At 61.8% G+C, this 15,697-nt stretch carries 10 protein-coding genes; 5 read left to right on the top strand and 5 right to left on the bottom strand.

Translation table 11 applies throughout. The annotated features are described in order from the left end of the window. Nucleotides 1-10 precede the first annotated feature (10 nt). On the top strand, nt 11-1,849 hold the full coding sequence (locus ACIF4X_RS11205; RefSeq protein ID WP_397482157.1) for an amidohydrolase: 1,839 nt from the start codon (nt 11-13) through the stop codon (nt 1,847-1,849). Between the two features lie 70 nt (nt 1,850-1,919). After that, entirely contained in the window at nt 1,920-2,543 is a 624-nt protein-coding gene (gene ycaC, locus ACIF4X_RS11200) for an isochorismate family cysteine hydrolase YcaC (protein WP_007913541.1), read from the top strand. Between the two features lie 207 nt (nt 2,544-2,750). On the opposite strand, the gene ACIF4X_RS11195 is transcribed toward ycaC, so the two are convergent. Continuing rightward, the gene (locus tag ACIF4X_RS11195; protein WP_397482156.1) at nt 2,751-4,178 is read right to left on the bottom strand and encodes a mechanosensitive ion channel domain-containing protein; all 1,428 of its coding nucleotides are present in this window, start codon (nt 4,176-4,178) and stop codon (nt 2,751-2,753) included. Nucleotides 4,179-4,285: 107 nt separating this feature from the next. Continuing rightward, nucleotides 4,286-5,305 carry an alpha/beta hydrolase gene (locus tag ACIF4X_RS11190; RefSeq protein WP_397482155.1) on the bottom strand — a complete coding sequence of 340 codons (1,020 nt, stop codon included), beginning with the start codon at nt 5,303-5,305 and terminating at the stop codon, nt 4,286-4,288. A 235-nt stretch (nt 5,306-5,540) separates the two neighbouring features. Here ACIF4X_RS11190 and ACIF4X_RS11185 point away from each other — a divergent pair, with 235 nt between their 5' ends. Continuing rightward, entirely contained in the window at nt 5,541-6,440 is a 900-nt protein-coding gene (locus ACIF4X_RS11185) for a LysR family transcriptional regulator (protein ID WP_397482154.1), read from the top strand. Nucleotides 6,441-6,621: 181 nt separating this feature from the next. Here the strand turns inward: ACIF4X_RS11185 and ACIF4X_RS11180 are convergent, their stop codons facing one another. The 3 genes from ACIF4X_RS11180 to gspG all read right to left on the bottom strand — a co-directional run bounded on the left by ACIF4X_RS11180 (nt 6,622) and on the right by gspG (nt 8,837). Then, nucleotides 6,622-7,131, bottom strand: coding sequence for a hypothetical protein (locus ACIF4X_RS11180; protein WP_397482153.1), 510 nt, complete (start codon nt 7,129-7,131; stop codon nt 6,622-6,624). A 75-nt stretch (nt 7,132-7,206) separates the two neighbouring features. Continuing rightward, nucleotides 7,207-8,394 carry a type II secretion system F family protein gene (locus tag ACIF4X_RS11175; RefSeq protein WP_397482152.1) on the bottom strand — a complete coding sequence of 396 codons (1,188 nt, stop codon included), beginning with the start codon at nt 8,392-8,394 and terminating at the stop codon, nt 7,207-7,209. 14 nt (nt 8,395-8,408) lie between these two features. Then, a complete protein-coding gene (gspG, locus tag ACIF4X_RS11170) occupies nt 8,409-8,837 on the bottom strand; it encodes a type II secretion system major pseudopilin GspG (protein WP_007913548.1) in 429 nt (142 codons plus the stop codon). Between the two features lie 206 nt (nt 8,838-9,043). Here gspG and ACIF4X_RS11165 point away from each other — a divergent pair, with 206 nt between their 5' ends. Further along, nucleotides 9,044-9,652: a lytic transglycosylase domain-containing protein gene (locus ACIF4X_RS11165; protein ID WP_397482151.1), complete on the top strand. Its 609-nt coding sequence runs from the start codon at nt 9,044-9,046 to the stop codon at nt 9,650-9,652. 201 nt (nt 9,653-9,853) lie between these two features. Then, complete coding sequence (mnxG, locus tag ACIF4X_RS11160) at nt 9,854-15,688, top strand: manganese-oxidizing multicopper oxidase MnxG (RefSeq protein ID WP_397482150.1); 5,835 nt, start codon at nt 9,854-9,856, stop codon at nt 15,686-15,688. Nucleotides 15,689-15,697: the final 9 nt, after the last annotated feature.

Genomic DNA, 15,697 nt, shown 5'->3' with positions numbered 1-15,697 from the left:
AGGAACTGCGATGAGCGCCGATCTGATTTTATTCAATGGCCAGTTTCATACCGTAGACCGCACCAAACCGCTGGCCAGTGCCGTGGCCATCACCGACGGCCGTTTCGTGGTTGTCGGCAACGACAATCAAGCGATGGCCCTGCGCGGGCCGAACACGCAAGTGGTCGATATGCACGGCCGCTGTGTGATCCCTGGCCTCAACGACTCGCACTTGCACCTGATCCGTGGCGGTTTGAACTACAACCTCGAACTGCGTTGGGAAGGCGTGCCGTCGCTCGCCGATGCGCTGCGCATGCTCAAGGATCAGGCTGACCGCACGCCAACCCCGCAATGGGTGCGCGTGGTTGGTGGCTGGAACGAATTCCAGTTCGCCGAAAAGCGCATGCCGACCCTTGAAGAAATCAACCAGGCCGCGCCGGACACCCCGGTGTTCATCCTGCACCTGTATGACCGAGCGCTGCTCAACCGCGCCGCGCTGCGCGTCGCCGGTTACACCCGCGACACGCCGAACCCGCCGGGTGGCGAGATCGTCCGCGACAGCAACGGCAACCCGACCGGCATGCTGGTCGCGCGGCCAAACGCGATGATTCTCTACTCGACGCTGGCCAAGGGGCCGAAGCTGCCGCTGGAATATCAGGTCAACTCGACCCGCCAGTTCATGCGCGAACTCAATCGCCTCGGCCTGACCAGCGCGATCGATGCCGGCGGTGGTTTCCAGAACTACCCGGACGATTACCAAGTGATCGAGCAACTGGCCAAAGACGACCAGTTGACCGTGCGCATCGCCTACAACCTGTTCACCCAGAAACCCAAAGAAGAGCTGAGCGATTTCCAGAACTGGACCGGCAGCGTCACGTTGCATCAGGGCGACGACTACCTGCGCCACAACGGCGCCGGCGAGATGCTGGTGTTCTCCGCAGCGGATTTCGAAGACTTCCTCGAGCCGCGCCCGGACCTGCCGCAAACCATGGAGCAAGAACTGGAGCCGGTGGTGCGCCACCTGGTCGAGCAGCGCTGGCCGTTCCGTTTGCACGCGACTTACAACGAATCGATCAGCCGCATGCTCGATGTGTTCGAGAAGGTCAATCGCGACATTCCGTTCAACGGTCTGCCGTGGTTCTTCGACCACGCTGAAACCATCACCCCGCAGAACATCGAACGGGTGAAAGCGCTGGGCGGCGGCATTGCGATTCAGGATCGCATGGCCTTCCAGGGTGAGTACTTCGTCGACCGCTACGGCAAGCAAGCCGCCGAGGCGACCCCGCCGATCAAACGCATGCTCGCCGAAGGTGTGCCGGTCGGCGCCGGCACTGATGCGACGCGGGTGTCCAGCTACAACCCATGGACTTCGCTGTACTGGATGGTCAGCGGTCGCACCGTTGGTGGTCTGGCCTTGTACGAAGAAGGTCTGCCGCGCACCACCGCGCTGGAACTGTTCACCCACGGCAGTGCCTGGTTCTCCTCGGAGCAGGGCAAGAAAGGCCAGATCAAGGTCGGCCAATTGGCGGATCTGGCGGCGCTGAGCGCGGACTTCTTCCATGTCGAAGAAGAAGCGATCAAGTGGATCGAATCGGTGATGACCGTGGTTGGCGGCAAGATCGTTTACGCCGCTGGCGACTTCGAAGACCTCGGCCCGCGTTCGATTCCGGTGCTGCCGGACTGGTCGCCGGTGGTCAAAGTCCCGGGCCACTGGCGGCCGAATTCGCCATTGCAGGCGCAGGTGCACCAATGCAGCGGCCCATGCGCGGTGCACACCCACAGCCATGAAAAGGCACGGATGTCGAACGCACCGGTCAGCGACTTCGCCGGTTTCTGGGGCGCGTTCGGCTGCTCCTGCTTCGCTTTCTGATTTCCCCTGAAGCGCCGGCCATCCGGTCGGCGCTCAACGCTTCATCCATCCGTCCATCAGGAGTTTTCCCATGAGCGTTCCTTACACACGTCTGAACAAAGATGATGCGGTTGTACTGCTGGTCGATCACCAGACCGGTCTGATCTCGCTGGTCCAGGACTTCACTCCGAACGAATTCAAGAACAACGTGCTGGCGCTGGGCGATATCGCCAAGTTCTTCAAGCTGCCGACCATCCTGACCACCAGTTTCGACGCAGGTCCCAACGGCCCGATCGTGCCTGAATTGCGCGAGCAGTTTCCGGATGCGCCGTTCATTCAGCGTCCAGGCCAGATCAATGCCTGGGACAACGAAGACTTCGTCAAAGCGATCAAGGCGACCGGTCGCAAGCAACTGATCATCGCCGGTGTGGTGACGGACGTTTGCGTAGCGTTCCCGACCTTGTCGGCCATCGCTGAAGGTTACGAAGTGTTTGTGGTGACTGACTCGTCCGGCACCTTTAACACCACCGTGCAACAAGCGGCGTGGGCGCGGATGTCGGCGGCGGGTGCTCACCTGCTGAACTGGTTCTCGGTGGCGTGCGAGCTGCAGGGCGACTGGCGCAACGACATGGAAGGCCTGGCGCACCTGTTGTCGGAGCGTCTGCCTAACTACCGCAACCTGATTAACAGCTATACCAAGTTCACTGCCAAGTAATCGGCCGATCCTGAAAAGCCCCTCACCCTAGCCCTCTCCCGGAGGGAGAGGGGACTGACCGAGGGGCTTTTTCGAGGTACGCCGACCTGTAATACCGAGCCGAACTCAGGTCTTGAAAACCCCGGAGATCGGCTCCCTTTCCCCCTCGCCCCCCTGGGGGAGAGGGCTGGGGTGAGGGGGTAGTCTTTTGATCTTGATTCTTGCGCATCAACGCTTCTGCAACCATCCCAAAAACCCACCTTTCCTCACCGCCACCGGTTTGGCCATCAACGCGAGGCGACTGTTCTGCTGACGCACCGCCTGCAACTTATTCAACGCCCGGCCAACCTCCGTACGTTGCTCCATGCACTCGCGGGTCAGATTCTTGTCGAGACGATAAATGATGCTCGACGTCAATGCTGTGAACGTCGCTTGCGACGGCGTATCCGCCAGAATACTTTGTTCTCCCATGACCTCGCTCGGCCCCATTCGCCCGGCCTCGACCTGTCCGTTACCGTCCGGCACGGTCGCACTGACCACGCCTGTGGCGATCACAAACAGACTGTCCGGCACTTCGTCCAGATCCAGCACCACCTGGCCCGCCGCATACTGCTGCGCAACCATCGACTCGCCGAGGCGATCACGTTCCTCACTGCTCAGCGAGCGGAAGATCTTCACCTCATCGAGCAACGCGCGAGCGCGGGTCGACGGTTCGATCACGCCATCCGGGTGCCGCGAAATACCCGCTGCTTCGAGATGCCGGTGAGCGAGGTCGAACAGTTGATTGCGCACCTCGCTTTTCTTGCCCAGCTCGGCGATGAAGCCGCTGGCGACATACTCCGACATGGTTTCGCCGGCCTCTTTCAGCACGGCTTTCGGCGCCGGACTCAGCAACAGCGAGCTGCTGCCTTGCAGCGTACGATCCAGTGCATCGAGCACCCTGCGTGGGCGAATATGATTGGGCACCTGAATGCTGATCGACACACCGTGCATGTTGCTCGGGCGACTGAGGTTGACGATTTTCGCTTTAGCCGCCACCGAGTTCGGCACCACCGCCATGGTCCCGGCGCTGGTCAGCAGGTGCGTGGCGCGCCAGTCGATGTCGAAGACCTTGCCTTCGACGCCGTCGATCACCACGAAATCATCCACCTGATACGGCTTGGTGGTGTTGAGCACGATCCCGGAAAACACATCGGCCAAGGTGCTTTGCAGCGCCAGGCCGACAACGATCGCCACCACGCCGGAGGTCGCCAGCAAGCCTTTCACCGGCAGTTCCAGCACGTAACCAGCCGCGGCGACGGTGGCGACCAGAAAGACCAGGGCGCCGATCACGTCTTGCAGCAACCGACCGCTGTGGCCGATGCGGCGCATCAGCGCCAGGCCAATCACTTCGGTCAGCACCCGCGCGGCGTACAGCCACCAGAGAATCCCCAGCGCCGTCGCACCCAGTTGCGCCACGCGGTCATCGGCGAACAATGGCGCTTGCAACGGACTGACACCCGCGTTGATTACCAGTGCCGTGAACGCCAGAAACAGCACCAGCCGCACACCCACTCTCGGGGCGCGATGGGTGAAGGGCGAGAAGTGCCAGAGCACAGCGTCGAGCAGCAGCAGGGCGGCGCTGAAAGACAGCAGGTGGGTGTAAAAAAATGTCATGACCTTGGCTCCGCAGTGTCTGCCAATAAAAAGATCGCAGCCTGCGGCAGCTCCTACAGAAAATGCATTCCAAAGTAGGCGCTGCCGCAGGCTGCGATCTTTTGCCGTTAAGGCTGCAAGTGGGTTTTCAACTCGGCCGCCGCCTGACGCACCGCCGCTTTCACCTCAGGAATCTGACTCAGCGGATTGAGCAGGCCAAAGTCATGAATCATCCCGTTGTAACGCACCGAGGTCACCGCTACGCCGGCCGCATCGAGGTGCCGCGCATAACCTTCGCCTTCGTCACGCAGCACGTCGAATTCGGCGGTCTGCACCAGTGCGGCGGGCAGGCCTTTGAGCTGTTCGGCGCTGGCATTCAGCGGCGAGGCGTGGATCTGCGCACGCTCGGCCGGGTTGGTGGTGTAGTTGTCCCAGAACCACTGCATCATGCCTTTGGTGAGGAAGTGGCCCTCGGCAAATTGCTGGTACGAACCGTCGTCGAATTGCGCGTTGGTCACCGGCCACATCAGCAGCTGGAAACGCAGCGCCGGGGCTTTCTGTTCCTTGGCCATCAGCGCCACGACCGCCGCCATGTTGCCGCCGACGCTGTTGCCGGCCACGGCCAGGCGCTTGCCATCGACACCGATGTCCTTGCCGTGCTCGGCCACCCATTTCGTCGCGGCGTAGGCCTGGTTGATTGCGGTCGGGTACTGCGCTTCCGGCGACGGCGTGTAATCGACGTACACCGCAACCGCGCCGGAACCCACCACCAAGTCGCGAATCAGGCGTTGGTGCGTCGGGTAATCACCGAGCACCCAGCCGCCACCGTGGAAGAACATGAACACCGGCAACTCGCCTTTGACCTTGGCCGGACGCACCACTTTCAGGTTGATCGTCTGGCCATCGACCTTGATCGCCTTGTCGCTGACTTCAACACCGGACAGGTCCACTTTCACCGAAGCCTGCGCGCCGGTCAGTACTGCACGGGCGTCTTTCGGGCTCAGTTGTTCAAGGGGTTTGCCACCGCCAGCGGCGAGGGCGTTGAGGAAGGCTTGGGTGTTGTGTTCGACACCGCTGCTTTCAGCGGCGAAAGCATTGCCGATGGACAGGGCGAGGAGGGAAGCGGCGAGGGTTTTCTTGATGTTCATGTTCAATTCCATTTTTTAGTTGGTATGCAGTTGTGTAGGAGCTGCCGCAGGCTGCGATCTTTTGATCCTGTTTTTGCCTTCACGCGATGTCATCGCAGATCAAGATCAAAAGATCGCAGCCTTCGGCAGCTCCTACCTGTTCAGGGTTGTGTTCAAACCGTGAGCACAGATTAATGAGCTGCTCGAAAGTGAAAAAGCGGCTATAAAGCGTTTAACTGTCCACCAGAGAGTGACAATGAACCCGTTCGAAGACATGCGTATTTTTTGCCAGGTCATGGACTCCGGCAGCTTCACCGCAGCGGCCGATCAGTTGGGCCTGTCCAAGCAGTTCGTCAGCCGGCGCTTGATGCAACTGGAAGAGCGCCTCGGCGTGCGGTTATTGAACCGCTCGACGCGGCGCCTCGACGTGACGCCGCTGGGGCAGAGTTATTACGAATCGGCATTGCGCCTGCTCGGTGAAGTCGAGCAAGTGGAGCAGGGCATCGCCGGGCAAACCGCCGAACCGCGCGGGACGATTCGATTGAGTGCGCCGCTGTCGTTTGCCGTGGCGCATCTGGGCTGTCTGCTGCCGATGTTCTTGCAGCGCTATCGGGAGGTCACTGTGGAGGTCGATCTGAGTGATCGGCCGGTGGATTTGCTCGGTGAGGGCTACGATCTGGCGCTGCGCATTGGCGTGCTGGAAGATTCGACCCTGATTGCCCGGCGTATCGCGTCGATCGAACGGGTGTACTGCGCCAGCCCGGCGTATCTGGCTGAACGGGGTACGCCTCTTGAACCGGAAGACCTGCACAGCCATGACTGTCTGCCTTACGGCCACGGGCGCTCGGTGCAGTGGCGCTTCAACGCGGGGCAGGGCAAGCCAGTGTTGGTCAATGTCACGGGGCGTATGCGCGTGAACAACGGCGAATTGCTCAGGGACGCGGCGGTGCAGGGGATGGGCATTACTTATCTGCCGACGTTCATTGTTGGCGCGGCGCTGAAGGATGGGCGGCTGGTGCCGGTGCTGGATAATTTGCGTCCGGAGCCGCTGACGTTGTCGGCGGTGTATCCGCAGCATCGTCAGGCTTCAAGGCCGGTGCAGGCGCTGGTTGAGTTTTTGCGTGAACGCCTGAACCAGAACAACGTCGCCCTCTGAGCCTTACGCGGATCAAAACTGTAGGAGATCGTAGGCGGCTGCGGAATTTGTGCACACTGCAGAACATTGTGGGAGCTGGCTTGCCAGCGATGGCGGTGTGGCAGGCAATACAATTTTGCCTGACCCGGCCTCATCGCTGGCAAGCCAGCTCCCACAAGAGTTGCGGTGTTTTCAGGATTGATCAGTTGGCGCGCTTGTCATCGCCCGGCTCGCCGCCGACATGCACGCCGCGATCATCGCCGGCCTCAGCCGCAGCATGGACGCCACGATCATCACCGACTTCACCGGCACGATGAACGCCATGGTCATCTCCCGCTTCAGCATGGGTGCCGTTGCGGCCGGATGAGGCGTTGTCGCCCGAGTGCCCCGAGCCGTGGTCGCTGCCGCTATGGCCACTGTTGCCACCGCCACCACCACTGCCACTGTTGCCGCCACCGCCGTGACTGCCTCCGCCGCCACTTCCGCCCCCACCATTTCCACCGCTGCCACCACCGCTGCCACCGTGACCGCCGCCGCCGCCACTTCCTCCACCTCCGCCACCGCCCCCTCCGCTACCACTGCCTCCACCACCACTCCCACCATCCTTGGCATAAGCACTGGACACCCCGGACAAGCTATCGGGAATGAGTACCGTAGACGCCGACAGAACTGCGCCGATGGCCATTGCGAGCACGAGCTTTTTAATGTGCATATCGTTCTCCGTCTTTGTGGTCTTGTTGGGAACGTGAGAGTGCGTTGTTGCAGGGATTCGGCCCGTTCCCGGGGGTCAGTGAATACTCGAAGCCAGTTCGAAAATCGGGATGTACATCAGGATCACGATGACCCCGATCAGCAAGCCGATGAAGGTCATCAGCAGCGGTTCGAACAACTTCACGAACCACTCCAGCCAGCGACTGATTTCCTCGTCGTAGAAGTCGGCGCTGCGTTCCATCATTTGCCCGAGGTTGCCGGACTGTTCGCCGGCCCGGAGCAGTCGTAGCGACACCGGCGTCACCAGGTGATTGAGCTCCAGCGCGGTAGACAGCGACTGCCCCTCGCGCACCCGCTCGCAGGCCTGATCCAGTCGCGTCCGCGAAGCCACAGTGAGCAAACCTCGGACCATGGCCATGGCGGTCACCAGCGGAATCCCACCTTGCAGCAGAATCCCCAGCGAGCGATAAAACCGCGCCAGTTCATACATGAAAATCCGTTGATGCACCGCCGGCAGTTTCTCCACCAGCCGATCCAGCCCTCGGCGAAACGCCGGTTGTTTTTGCAGCACGGCGAGGGCGATGACAATCGCGGCCAGCGCGCCAAAAAATTCCGCCTGATGCGCATGTAGAAACATCCCGCTGTTCATCAAAACCTGCGACAGCCACGGCAGGTTATCGCCCAAGCCTTCAAACACCAGACTGAAGCGCGGCACCACATAGCCCATCAGGAACAGCACCACGCCACCGCCAACGATCAGCAACAACATTGGATAGATCGAGGCGCTGATGATCTTCTGCCGCACCTCGTCCATGCGCTGGCGATAGCTGACGTAGCGGCCCAATGCGTCGCCGACCGCGCCGGTCTTCTCGCTGGACTGTACCAGCGCCACGTACAGCGGCGGGAACACCGCCGACAACTGGCCCAACGCCTGCGAGAAGGATTTGCCCTCATAAAGCAGGCGCACCAGCTCACTCAAGGTTTTGCGGGCAGCGGGGGCGGATTCTTTTTCGGCGAGGCTTTCCAGCGCATCGATCAACGGTAGGCCGGCATTGAGCAGCGTGGTCAGTTCCTGGCTGAACAACACCAGGTTGAAGGTTTCGCGCTGGCGCAGTTTCAGTGAGCGCCAATGCTTGTCGGCATGCGAGCTGAGCACACGCAAGCCCTGATCCTCGGCGATCCGTCGTGCCTCGCTGTCGCCAGCCGCTTCGACGCTCAACGACACCACGCCCGCCTTGCCGACCGCTTTCAAATGAAATCGCATGGGCCGCGCTCCGCTCACTGCCAGTTGGTCACTTCAGCGTTTTCGCCTTCGCCGCCGGGCTGGCCGTCCTTGCCCATCGACAGCAAGTCGTACTCGCTGTTTTCGCCGGGATAACGGTAAGCGTAATTACGCCCCCAAGGATCCTGTGGCAGCTTTTTCTGCAGGTACGGGCCGGTCCATTTCGCCTCGTCGCTCGGTGCGGTGACCAAGGCTTGCAAGCCCTGTTCGGTGGACGGGTAGTGGCCGACTTCCAGTCGATAGATGTCCAGTGCTTTGCTCAGTCCTTCGATCTGCGCCTTGGCCACTTTCACTTCCGAGCGACCGAGTTGGGCGAAGTATTTCGGCGCGACGATGCCGGCCAACAGGCCAAGCACCACCAGCACCACGAGCAATTCGAGCAGGGTAAAACCGCGTTGGCCACGCGGACGAAATTGCAGCTTCATGATGACCTCCCGTGAGTGGCAGCCGTGTCGCCTGAAGGGCTTATGCAAATGCCATGCTCAGCCCCCACTGAAAACCCGCTTATGCGTTGAAACCCTTGAAATACGGGCCTTTCAAGAGTCGGCACAGTGCTTGCGTATGGCTCAAACGTGATCGGCCATTGGGGCATTTCCCCCAATTTATCGGGGTCGATCCGGGGAGGCCCGACATGAAAATTATCGCCAGCGGATTGCTCGGTTGTGTGCTGCTCAGCGGCGCCGCGCAGGCCGATGTGTTCATCTCGGTGGACGCCAAGGGCAGCTATGTACTGTCCAACGTTCACCGGCCCGGACGCACTTACGAACGGGTGATCCACGAGGCTGAAATGCCTGTGGCCAGCCTCGATCAACAGCCACAAATGATCGCCAATCAGCCCTACGCGGAGCTGGTCTCAGCGGCAGCCAAAGTCAATCAATTACCTGAAGCGCTGCTGCACGCGGTGATCAACGCCGAATCCCATTACAACCCGGGCGCCACCTCAGCCAAAGGCGCCGGTGGACTCATGCAATTGATGCCCGACACCGCGCGCGAACTGGGCGTGACCGACGTCTACGACCCCAAGGCCAACATCCAGGGCGGAGCGAAATACCTCAAGCGCCTGATGACCCTGTTCGACAACGACATCGCCCTTGCCGTGGCGGCCTACAACGCCGGCCCCGACGCGGTGCTCAGCCGTGGCCGGGTGATTCCGCCGTTCGCCGAAACCCAGCGTTACGTGCCGAACGTGTTGCGTCAGTACCGGCGTCTTCAGGGCCTGGCGATGGATGCGCCGTTGTGAACCCCCAACCCGGTTTCCCCACTTTCGGGGCAAACCGGATAGCCCCGAAAAGTGGGGAAAAAGGGTGGGGAATATCCCCCGGGTTCTCAAGTGGTCGCGGTAACTGATTGAACGCTAATGCAATTTTTTGTGGCACGCGGATTGCTCCGAGGCATTTGTCGAGAAGTGTTCCCAAGAGCACCCACTACGAGGTTACTGATCATGGTTGGCATTCATCACGCTCCGTCTCTGTTGAACTGGCTAGTGATTCTGGCCTCGATGCTCAGCGTCGAGCTGGCCGGCGCGGCCGTGCGTTGCGAGCGCAACCTGGTGGCCAACGTCGTCGCCTTCGATCAACCGTTGATGTTCAACCGCCTCGGTGCGCAGAACATCAACGGCATGATGTTCGCCTTGCGCCGCGATGTCGTTGATGAACATGAGCAGTCGCTGGCTTACGGTGGCGCCGCGGTGCCGGGCAGAGTCTCGTTGCGCCCGGACAAGCGTCCTCGGCCATTAGTGTTGCGGGTGGCGGCGGGTGATTGCCTGACGATCAATCTGCAAAACCTGCTCGACTATCAGGCCAACCCGAACAAGCATTTTGAAAACGAGGGCGAAGAAGAGGGCGCGGAAAACGCCAACGGCGCCGAAGACTTCAAAGTCGATGAGCAAGTGGCTGATCGTCACGTCGGTTTCCAGGTCAACGGCCTGCAAGCAGTGAACAGCATTGATGACATCTCTTCATTCACCGGACGTAACGCCAACAGTCTGGTGCCACCGGGGGCGAGCCGTTCCTACACGCTGTACGCCGAACGCGAGGGCGCGTTTGCCGTCAGCAGCCGTGGCGCGACGTTTGGCGGCGAGGGCGCGGCCGGCAACGTTGCCAATGGTCTGTTCGGCCAGGTCGTCGTGCTGCCCAAGGGCGGTCGCACTTATCGCAATACCCTCACCGAAGAAGAAATGCGCCTGGCCACGACTGGCCGCGCACCCACCGGCCAACCGATCGTCGACTACCAGGCGCGCTACCCACAGCGTGAACCGTGGTTGCGTGAAGGCAAGGCCGGCACGCCGATCATCGGCATGGTCGACGGCAATGAAATCATTTCCAGCGAAAGCGATGCGATTGTCATGGGCAGCAACGCCGACGGCAGTTTCCCGCCCAGCACTTATCCGCTGGAATCGGTCGGCAAACGTAACCCGGCGATCCCCAACCGCCTCGAAGCGTTCCGCGATTTCGCTTCGCAATTTCAGGACGAAACTGCAGCCACCCAAGCGTTCCCTGCGTTCTGGGCTGATCCGGTGATGGCCCATGTGCTGGAGCCGACCCGCGACTCGTTCATGATCAACTACGGCTCCGGCGGCATGGGCGCCGAAGTGGTCGCCAACCGCTTGGGCGTGGGGCCGATGCACGACTGCCTGTCATGCGCCTACGAAGAATTCTTCCTCAGTTCGCACACCGTCGGCGATGTGGCGATGCTGGTGGATGTGCCGGCCAACACCGGGCTTGAGAACATCGCCCCGGGCCAGACACCGCGCGCCGATCAGATCGGCGTGAAAGCCACCATGGCGCTGTATCCGTCGGAGCCGTCGAACGTCAACCACAGCTACATCGGTGACTTCGTCAAATTCCGCAACACCCACAATGGCCACGAGCAGCACATCTTCCACCTGCACGGCCATCAGTGGCTGTTCAACCCCAACGACGACAACTCCGATTACGTCGACGCCCAAGGCATTGGCCCGGGCGCCGGTTACACCTATGAAATCGCCAACGGCGGGTCGGGCAACCGCAACCGCGTGGCCGGCGATGCGATCTATCACTGCCATTTCTATCCGCACTTTGCCCAGGGCATGTGGGCCATGTGGCGGGTGCATGATGTGTTCGAAGAAGGCACTCGACTCGATGTTTCGCAGCAGGGCGCCGACGGCTACCACAGTGAACCGTTTGCCTTGCGCAGCGGTAAACCGGCGGCCGGCGCACGCGCCTTGCCCGATGGCGAAATCGTTGCCGGTACACCAATTCCGGCCATCGTGCCGCTGCCCGGCAAAGCCATGGCGCCGATGCCGGGCAAAGTCGTGGTCGTGCCGAAAATCGGTGAAACCTTGATCGCCGGCAATGATGACGACGAGGATGAAGAAGAGGGCGATGACGACGGTGAACACCATGGCGGCAACGCCGGTGGTCAAGCCATCGGCTCACTGGCGCTGGTTGATCGCAGTGAAGCCAATCGCAATGCCGACGGCAGCCTGAAAAATCCTGGCTATCCGTTCTGGATCGGCGGCATGGAAAGTTCGGTCGGCCAACGTCCGCCAACGCCGCCACTGGACATGCTCGACGCCGCCACCGCGCAATCGCTCAAGGCCAGCGGCAAAGCGCTGTGGGCCAACCTCGACCCGGCGCAGTCCGGCGGTTGGAACGGCGGTTTGCAGCGGCACGCACTGGATGGCGTCGCGGCCGGTGGCGAAGCGCACACCGTGACCACTTCGCTCGACTTCTCCAAGGAAGTCACCCGCGCCAAACCGATTTACCTGCCGGAAGAAGGCACTGAAGTCGAACAGGCCGCGATGGCTTTCCACGCGAAAAAAGATCACCCAAGCTACGCCTTGCTGCCGGGCAACCAAGTGGTGGCCAAGGCCTTCCGTACCAACGGCGCCTTGCCGATGGCGGGCGCGCCGTACTACGAACCGTGCATGGACGATCGGCAGAAACGCCTGACCAGCAGCGCCGGCAGCGGTGAGTTCGCCAGCGGTGAGCGCATCGACGGCATGTCCTTTGTCGGCGCTTCAAGCTTCACCGCCGACCGCCCACGCATCTACAAAGCCGCCAACATCCAGTTCGACGCGGTGTACAACAAGGTCGGTTATCACTTCCCGCAGGCGCGCATTCTCGCGCTGTGGGAAGACGCCTGGCCGGTGATCACCAAGCAGCGTCCGCCAGAGCCGCTGGTGATGCGCATGAACACTTTCGATTGCGTGCAATACCAGCAAACCAACCTGGTGCCGGCCACCTACGAGATGGACGACTATCAGGTGCGCACGCCAACCGACGTGATCGGACAGCACATCCACCTGCCGAAGTGGGATCTGACTTCGGCGGACGGCTCATCCAACGGCTGGAACTACGAGGACGGCGTGCTCTCGCCCGGCGCCGTGCAGGAACGTATTCACGCGATCCGTGAGTTCAATCAGTGCGCCAGTACTGACTCGCGCGACGGCACCCAGACTTGCCCGAAAGCCAGGAACCATCCGTTCTTCGGCCAGTACGGCCGCGCCGATTGGCTCGGAGCGCGCACGGCGATGCAGCGCTGGTTCGTCGACCCGGTGGTCAACGCCAAAGGCGTCGATCGCGGTCTCGGCACCATCTTCACCCACGACCACCTCGGCCCATCGACGCACCAGCAGATTGGTCTGTACGCCACTGTGTTGGCCGAACCCGCCGGTTCGACCTGGTTCCACGCCGAAACCGGCGAACCTCTCTACAGCGGCGCGCGTCAGGACGGTGGGCCGACGTCGTGGCAAGCGGTGATCAATACCGGCGACCTCGATGGCGACGGCAAGAACGACAGCTTCCGCGAGTTCTTCCTCGAATACAGCGACTTCCAGCACGCCTATGAAGCCGGCGTCTATGTCGGTGCCGGCCCTAACGGCGTGCCGAATGCGCAGGCGTTCCCGGCCACCGCTGACAGCTTCCGCTACGCGATCAATCCGCCTGTGCGTAACAACGCCAGCAATCTGCTTGAAGGTGTGCTGGAAGTGCAGGGCGGTCAGGTCCCGGGCTGCCCGAGCCGGCCATGTCCGCAGGCGATCTCGGTGGATGATCCGGGCATGTTCGTCGTCAACTATCGCAACGAGCCGCTGGCCCTGCGCGTGTACGACCCGAACAAGGTCGGCCCGGACGGCAAGCGTGGCATGCAGGCTGACGGCCTCGGTGGCGATCTGTCGTTCGCCATGCAAAGCCGTACCGACCGGGCGATCCCGGCGATGAACCTGGCGCCGAATCTGCTCACCTCGGCGACCGGACCCACCGGCGGCACCACGCTGTTTCCGCCGCACATCAACAAGGGCGGCGCCGAACCCGGTGACCCGTTCACGCCGATGCTGCGCACCTATACCGGCGACAACGTGCGGCTGCGGGTGCATGCCGGCGGCCATGAGGAAGAGCACAACGTCACCCTGCACGGTGTTAAATGGCTGCAGAGCGGTTCCGGTTTCGGCAACAGCTCCAACTCCGGCTGGCGTGCGTCGCAGATGATCGGTATTTCCGAGCAGATGGGCTTCATTGCGCCGGTGTCGATGCTGTCCAGTTCGGCAGCGACCACCGGGGATTATTTGTACTCGATGGACGCTTCGATCGAAGGCTACTGGAGCGGTATCTGGGGGGTGATGCGCAACTACACCGCCAAACGCGCCGACCTGTTCGCCATCCCGAACAACCCGAGCCCGGCGGGCATGCGCAACACCGTGGCGTTCGAGGGCAGTTGCCCACGGATCAGCGCTAACCCCAATGGCATCGGCACCCGTCCGACGGTGCAGCGCAACTATGAAGTGGTCGCAGCGCTGGCCAACGACATTCTCGGCAATACGCTGGGCCTGACCCTCGGCGATCCCGAAGGGCTCGGCCAGCATGTCGGCGGGCCGCTGAATCCGGCGGGCGGCACCCTGGTGCTGAACTCGCGCACGGTGAGCATTCCACAAGTCACCGTGACCGATCCGGAGGATGGCGAGACCATCACCATCGGCGGGCAGAGCGGGCCCTTGCATGATCCGACTGCGATTCTGTATGTGCGCAAATCCGATCTGGATCCGCTCAGCGGCAAGCTGAAACCCGGCATCCCGGTTGAACCGCTGGTACTGCGTGCGGCGGCAGGGGATTGCATCAACATCACCCTGGAAAACCGTCTGCCGAGCGTGATGCCGGACCTGACGCAAACCGCAGTGATGCAAGGCATGGTCAAGCGTGATCGCAACAGCGGTCTGGGTTCGACCACCTTCAGCAACAACCTGATGCGGCCCTCCAGCCACGTCGGCCTGCACGCACAGTTGCTGGCGTATGACATCACCAAATCCGACGGCGCCAACGTCGGCGCCAACCCGATCCAGACCGTGCCACCGCGCGTTGGCAACAGCGGCGCGTACCCGACCCGTACCTATCAGTACTACGCCGGGCACCTGGAGCGTGAAGGCAAACCGGTGACGCAACTGGGCCGTAGCGTCGACAACATCAATGCCACGGCGGTCGAGTTCGGCGGTTTGAACATCACCCCGGCGGACGTGATCAAGCAGCCGCAAAAAGGCCTTGGCGGGGCGATGAGTATTCTGCCGATCGGCGCGACCTGGGTTGATGATGCGCGCAAGGTCAACGCCACGGTGACGGCGCCAGGGCAAACCAGCTACCGCGATTTTGCGATGGTCTGGCACAAGGCGTTGAACACCCGTTGGGCCAATGGCCGGCCGGTGGAAGGGATTGCAGCTGAAGGCTTCGGCGTGCCGACCGATCCGCAGGACAACTCGAGCATGGCGATCAACTACAAGACCGAACCGCTGTGGTATCGCTTCGGCCTCGCCCCGGACGCACCGTTTGGTCATGCCGATGGCGCGGGTTATGGCGACATGACCAATGCGCACATGGCCTACAGCAATGCGCTGGTCGGCGGCGATCCGCAGACGCCGGTGCTTTACGCCAAACCGGGGCAGCCGTTCCGCACGCACATTCTGATGCCAAGCGGTGGCAGTCGCGGCACCACGTTCCAGCTCGACGGGCATGTCTGGTCGGTGAATCCGTTCCAGGCTGAGAAGAGTGACGTCGGTGGTTATCCGATGGGCTCGCCGGGCGTCGGCTCGGTGCGCTTCGGCTACAACCCGATGTCGATGTACATCGGCGCCCACGAAAGCGTCCTGCCGGCCGCGCACTTCAGCTTCATGATCCCGAGCGCCGGCGGTAGCAATGCGATCCCGGGGGATTACCTGTTCCGTGACTACGCGGCCTACGGCAACACCTCCGGGTTATGGGGACTGCTGCGCGTGACCAACGAACCGGAACCGGCGCCGCCAAGCCAGTAGGCACAAACG

This window comes from Pseudomonas sp. NPDC085632, from assembly GCF_044541255.1.
In the GTDB taxonomy this organism is placed as follows: Bacteria; Pseudomonadota; Gammaproteobacteria; order Pseudomonadales; family Pseudomonadaceae; genus Aquipseudomonas.
This window is presented reverse-complemented; position numbering and strand designations above follow the sequence as displayed.

Coding starts and splice junctions, on each gene's coding strand:
- ACIF4X_RS11205 (WP_397482157.1), top strand. CDS start 11: ATGAGCGCCGATCTGATTTTATTCAATGGCCAGTTTCATACCGTAGAC.
- ycaC (WP_007913541.1), top strand. CDS start 1,920: ATGAGCGTTCCTTACACACGTCTGAACAAAGATGATGCGGTTGTACTG.
- ACIF4X_RS11195 (WP_397482156.1), bottom strand. CDS start 4,178: ATGACATTTTTTTACACCCACCTGCTGTCTTTCAGCGCCGCCCTGCTG.
- ACIF4X_RS11190 (WP_397482155.1), bottom strand. CDS start 5,305: ATGAACATCAAGAAAACCCTCGCCGCTTCCCTCCTCGCCCTGTCCATC.
- ACIF4X_RS11185 (WP_397482154.1), top strand. CDS start 5,541: ATGAACCCGTTCGAAGACATGCGTATTTTTTGCCAGGTCATGGACTCC.
- ACIF4X_RS11180 (WP_397482153.1), bottom strand. CDS start 7,131: ATGCACATTAAAAAGCTCGTGCTCGCAATGGCCATCGGCGCAGTTCTG.
- ACIF4X_RS11175 (WP_397482152.1), bottom strand. CDS start 8,394: ATGCGATTTCATTTGAAAGCGGTCGGCAAGGCGGGCGTGGTGTCGTTG.
- gspG (WP_007913548.1), bottom strand. CDS start 8,837: ATGAAGCTGCAATTTCGTCCGCGTGGCCAACGCGGTTTTACCCTGCTC.
- ACIF4X_RS11165 (WP_397482151.1), top strand. CDS start 9,044: ATGAAAATTATCGCCAGCGGATTGCTCGGTTGTGTGCTGCTCAGCGGC.
- mnxG (WP_397482150.1), top strand. CDS start 9,854: ATGGTTGGCATTCATCACGCTCCGTCTCTGTTGAACTGGCTAGTGATT.